Below are 4,453 nucleotides of genomic sequence, written 5' to 3' on the forward strand. Positions count from 1 at the left end.
GCCCGCCGTCTCCCTCGCCTACGGCCTGTGGTCCGGCGCCGGCGGCATGAGCGCCGGCATCGACGCCGCCGACCTGGAACGGCTGCGCCGGCTCGGCCTGCCGCCGCTGACCCCCGCCCAGGGACTGCGCACCTTCGACGCCGGACTCGGCGGCGAGGACGCCGTCGTGGGCGGCCGTCAACTCGGTCAGGGCGTCGGCCGCCTCTTCCGTGGTGGTGGCCTGGCGAATGCGCTCGGCGAGGTGGGCGACGGAGGAGCCCAGCGGCAGGTAACTGGCGGGGCGGTAGTCGGTGTCGAAGTCTGTGTCGCAGTCGACGTGGTATCCGGCGGCCCGGAGGCGGGCGACGGCGTCGATGGCGAGATCGGACTCGTCGTCCTTGGTGAGGCCGGTGGGGGCGCGGTGGTAGGTCTCGTGGACGCGGACCACGGCGATGAAACCCGCGCGCTGTAGGACGCTGTGCGCCTCGGAGTCCCCGCCGCGGGCGATGAGTTCGTCGGAGTGCGGGTCACGGCGGATGTCCAGGAAGCGGTCGGCAAGGGGCAAAGAGACGTTTCTCCTACGGCGATCGGTGGCCGGTGCGCCGAGCGGCGGGCGGTACGGCGGCGACCCGGGGCTGGACCAGCTGCGCGGCGGTACTGTCCAGGTCCTGCTGGATGGCGTGGAGGCGGCGGGCGATCAGCTCCAGACGGTGCGCCGCGTCGGTGCCGGCGGCGCCGGGCTGTCGGGCGATCCGGTGCGCGGTGTGCTCGACGAGTCCGCGGACCGTGGCCAGCGGACCGGCCTGCTCGTCGGCGAGCTGCGTGAGGACGCGCGCGAGCTGGGCCGATGCCGTGGGTGCCGTGCGGATGGCTGGCCGCGCCGTGGGGCCGGTGCGAACGGGGATCAGGTGGAGGTCCTGCTCGATGCGGCGTGCCTCGTCCGACAGGCGCCGCAGGATGTCCGTGGGCGGGGCGTGCCACGCGCCGTCGAGGTGGATCAGGTTGGCGATCAGGTCGAGGCGTCCGGGCTGGGCCTGAACGGCGATCCACCGGCAGCCGTGCTCCTTGCCCGGAATCTCGATGCCGGCGGCCCGGGCGAGCCGGTGGGCTGTTTCGGCCCACTCGGGGCCGGTCAGCTCCCGGTCGTCCGGGTGAAGCCGGAGGTCGAGGTGGAGGATCGCCCGCCGGTCGTCGTCCGGGCTGGCTGCGAACGGGTGCTCCAGGTACGGGTCTTCAAGGTGCTCGGCCCACTGGACGGTGGTCCAGGTCTTCTGCTCGTCGTCCAGTGTGAAGTAATCCAGGCCCGGCCAGTGGGCGACGACCGTGTACTCCGTCAGGCCCTCATTCGGCGAAACTGGCCGCCCCAGCGCCTCGGCGAGCGGGCCGTGCGGCGTGTGGGTCCGCTCGTGCAGGCGGGGAATCACCGGCCGCCCCGGACGTCGGCGATGTGCACCAACTGGTTGAGGGCGGTGGTGGTGTACCAGCCGCAGTCGATCAGCTCGTCACGGCCCGCGTACCGCGGCAGGAGCGCGTCTTCCATGGCCCGCAGGTGGATCAGGCAGTCCGGGCAGCGGCGCGAGAGGTGCACGAGGTAGCGGGGGTGGCCGGTGACGTAGGACTGGGCGCCGCCGGTCGCATCACGCAGCCGCCACCCGTCCTCGTCGGTCGGCGTGTGCCAGGACGGGGCGACGACGCGCATCGCGTCGCCCCACAGTTCCCCGCCGGCCACTCCTTTCAGGACGACGACGGTGTCGCCGGCCTGGAAGTGCTGGTGCGTGATGTCCCGGGTGGGGGTGAGCGGGTCGGGCGTGGGCGCGAAGGCCGAAGTGGGCTGGGGCTGGGACATGGGTTCCTTCCACGCGATCGGGTGCGGGGTGGGAGGAACAATGGTCCGGAGGAACGCCGGTTTGGCTAACCGGCGTTTCCCGGCTATGTTCCCCCGCCGTCAGCGGAACGGGTTCTCCGTACCGCGGTCGTTCTCGCCTGCGGCGTCGAGGAGTTCGAGCAGGTCAGTGCCTTCGGTGTCGCGCTGGTCGATCCACCATCCGGCGCGGGTGATGGCGCGGGCCTTCTCCTCCAGCTCCGCCCAGTCCGCCTCGTCCCAGGCCCCTTCCACGACCAGCGCGGTGTGCGCGGCCGTCATCAGCTGGTGGCGGGAGCGCTCGCCCCAGTCCAATGCCTTGGCCGGGCCTTCCAACGGCGGCATGTCGAACTGCTTCGCCCACGCGACGGCAGCCTCCTGCTCAGCGGCGCGCTTGGCTGCGAGCCACTCCTCCTTGGACTCGGTGTCGGCGTCGCGCGCCGCCTTCCAGCAGTCGGTGCAGTCCTTGGCTGCGAGCCAGCGGGCGAATCCTGCCCGCTTGTCGGCAGGACGGCCGGACAGGTCATGAACCACTTGGTGGGAGCAGGCGTGCTCTACGGTCCAATGCGTACGGACGGCCATAAATGGATCTCCTCAAAAGGGGTCGGTAAGTAGTGGGGTTGCGCCCTGATCAGGGCGTCTTGTGCCGGCCGCGCGGCGGCTGTCTGGTGGGGCCGAGACATCGGCGCGTGGCGAGAAGGACGGTGAGAGCGAGGGCCGCGCCGGTGGCGGGGAGCGCGGCGCTGGCGAGTGACTGCTCGGCGAGGCGTCCGGCGAGGGCAGTGCCGGCGGACTGCCCGGCGCCGATCGAGAGGATCAGCCACGCGTACGCCTCGCTGGTGCGGCCCGCAGGGGTGAGAGCGTCGGTGATGACGTGGGCGCAGGGCGACCACGACGGTCAGGAACGCACCGACGCTTAGCGGTGGCGGGCGGTCGTGCTGGCGCGAGCCGGCGGCGTGGGTGGCGCGGTGTCCACGGCGGGGCGCGGGCGGACGCGTAGTACGGGGGTGCGGTGTGGGGGCAGGACGGCGACGGTCGCGCCGAGGTCCTCGGCCGCCTCCTCGACTTCGCGGGTGAGGAACTCGATCTGCCGGCCCAGCGCCGAGAGGCGGGCGGCGATCTGGCGGCCCTGCACGGTCTCCAGCGCGCTGGCGAACTGGCTGCTCGTTTCCAGGAGTTCCTGGAGACGGACCATCGGGCCCGCGTCGTAGCCGCGCTGTACGGCGCCGAGGAGAGCTTCGGAGGCGTCTCCTGCGGTCTGGCCTTCGACGACGTCGCGGATGAGTTCCTGCAGGGACAGCTCCGGGACCGGTGCTGGGCGGTTGAACCGGGAGACGTCCGCGCGCAGTACGCCGGGCGGGACCGGGGCAGGTAGTACCTTTCCTGCCTCGTATTCGTGGGCGTAGTGCCCGATCACCTGCCAGCCCGGCGCGTCCGGGTCGCCTCGCAGCGCGACCAGCGTCGAGTCGTCGTTCTCGATGAGGTGGGCGAGGGTGATCGGCTGGCCGTCGGCGGCGTACCACGACTCGGTCAGCTCCAGCTCGCCTCGCCTCTGCGCGGCCTGGGCCATCTCGGTCCACATCTGCTGTTCCTCGTCGGTCAGCGGGGCCTTGTGATGGTGGTGTTTGTTCTGGTCGGCGAGGTCGCTGGCGATGAAGCTGTGATCCGCCCAGGCGGTGAGGTGCGGCCACAGGGCCGAGTGCTGAGCGCGTTCGGCCGGGGAGCCGGGGGCAGCCGGCCGGTCGAGGGCCCGGCGGATCTCGGCGGCGGAGGCGGCCAGGCCGTCCAACACGGCCCGCCACCCGGCCAGGTGCCGGGCGGGTGGCAACTCGTCCAGCGCACGGCGGGCGGCGTCGAGCAGAGTGTCGGCGTGCGGGGCGAGGTGGGTGGTGTACGCCTCCACCGCTGCCCTGTTGCGGTGGGCGCGAGCGGCTGCCGCGGCGTCTGCGTGGACGGTGCGACCGTAGCGGTCGCATGTCATGTCGAGCGCGACCTCGCTCTCGCGGTCGATGACCGCCATCCGCAGCCGGAAGTTGCGTGCACCGTCCGTGAGTTCCGGTGTCACCGGGACGGAGCCGTCCGGGGTCGGATTGCTCGCGGGCGTCATCGGGACCGTCCACTGCCCGAGGCCGTCAGGTGGACGGTCGGTGCGTAGGTGGGCTTCGGCGGGATCGGCCGGGCAGCTGGCGGGGAGGTGGTGGGCGGTGTGGAGCGCTGCGTCGTTCGGCCGGCGGCGGCTTGGGCGGCACGGCTGCGGCGCTCCTGGAGCCCGTTCGGCCGGACCGGGCGTGGTGGGCCGGGGGAGAGGGACGGGTCGAGGCGAATGTCGGCCCGCACGGTGTAGCCCTGGCGGCGCAGATCGTGGACGGCCTGGCGGGTGCGGCGGGGGCCGTCGCGCTCGGGCTCGCTGAGCCGGTACAGCCCGGGTTCTCCGGGAACGGGCTCGAACTGCTCGCATTCTAGGTACCAGTGGGCGAGGTGCGCGGGCATGGAGGCGGTGAAGGAGGCGACGAAGCCGTGCGTGTCGTGGTCGCCGAAGACGAAGTGGGTGCCGGGTTGCAAGGGGGAGGGGTTCTCCTCACGCTGTCGGGGTGAAGCTGTCAGTGGCTGCGC

Annotated in this window: 5 protein-coding genes and 1 pseudogene; all 6 read right to left on the reverse strand. The window is 72.4% G+C overall.

Annotated features, from left to right (window positions below; translation table 11 throughout):
- Positions 1 to 544, reverse strand: a pseudogene (locus tag CCN44_RS35375) (hypothetical protein); the annotation flags it as partial.
- A gap of 13 nt (positions 545 to 557) precedes the next feature.
- Positions 558 to 1,403 carry a hypothetical protein gene (locus CCN44_RS35380; protein ID WP_033306544.1) on the reverse strand — a complete coding sequence of 282 codons (846 nt, stop codon included), beginning with the start codon at positions 1,401 to 1,403 and terminating at the stop codon, positions 558 to 560.
- Positions 1,400 to 1,825: a hypothetical protein gene (locus CCN44_RS35385; protein ID WP_033306543.1), complete on the reverse strand. Its 426-nt coding sequence runs from the start codon at positions 1,823 to 1,825 to the stop codon at positions 1,400 to 1,402. Before CCN44_RS35385 ends, CCN44_RS35380 begins: the two co-directional genes overlap by 4 nt.
- A 99-nt stretch (positions 1,826 to 1,924) precedes the next feature.
- On the reverse strand, positions 1,925 to 2,422 hold the full coding sequence (locus CCN44_RS35390) for a hypothetical protein (RefSeq protein ID WP_078625152.1): 498 nt from the start codon (positions 2,420 to 2,422) through the stop codon (positions 1,925 to 1,927).
- A gap of 334 nt (positions 2,423 to 2,756) precedes the next feature.
- On the reverse strand, positions 2,757 to 3,947 hold the full coding sequence (locus CCN44_RS35400) for a hypothetical protein (RefSeq protein WP_086702650.1): 1,191 nt from the start codon (positions 3,945 to 3,947) through the stop codon (positions 2,757 to 2,759).
- Entirely contained in the window at positions 3,944 to 4,402 is a 459-nt protein-coding gene (locus CCN44_RS35405) for a hypothetical protein (RefSeq protein WP_033306540.1), read from the reverse strand. The genes CCN44_RS35400 and CCN44_RS35405 overlap by 4 nt, the downstream gene beginning before the upstream one ends.
- Between the last annotated feature and the right edge of the window lie 51 nt (positions 4,403 to 4,453).

It is taken from the genome of Streptomyces tricolor (assembly GCF_002155905.1).
Taxonomy (GTDB): Bacteria; Actinomycetota; Actinomycetes; order Streptomycetales; family Streptomycetaceae; genus Streptomyces; species Streptomyces tricolor.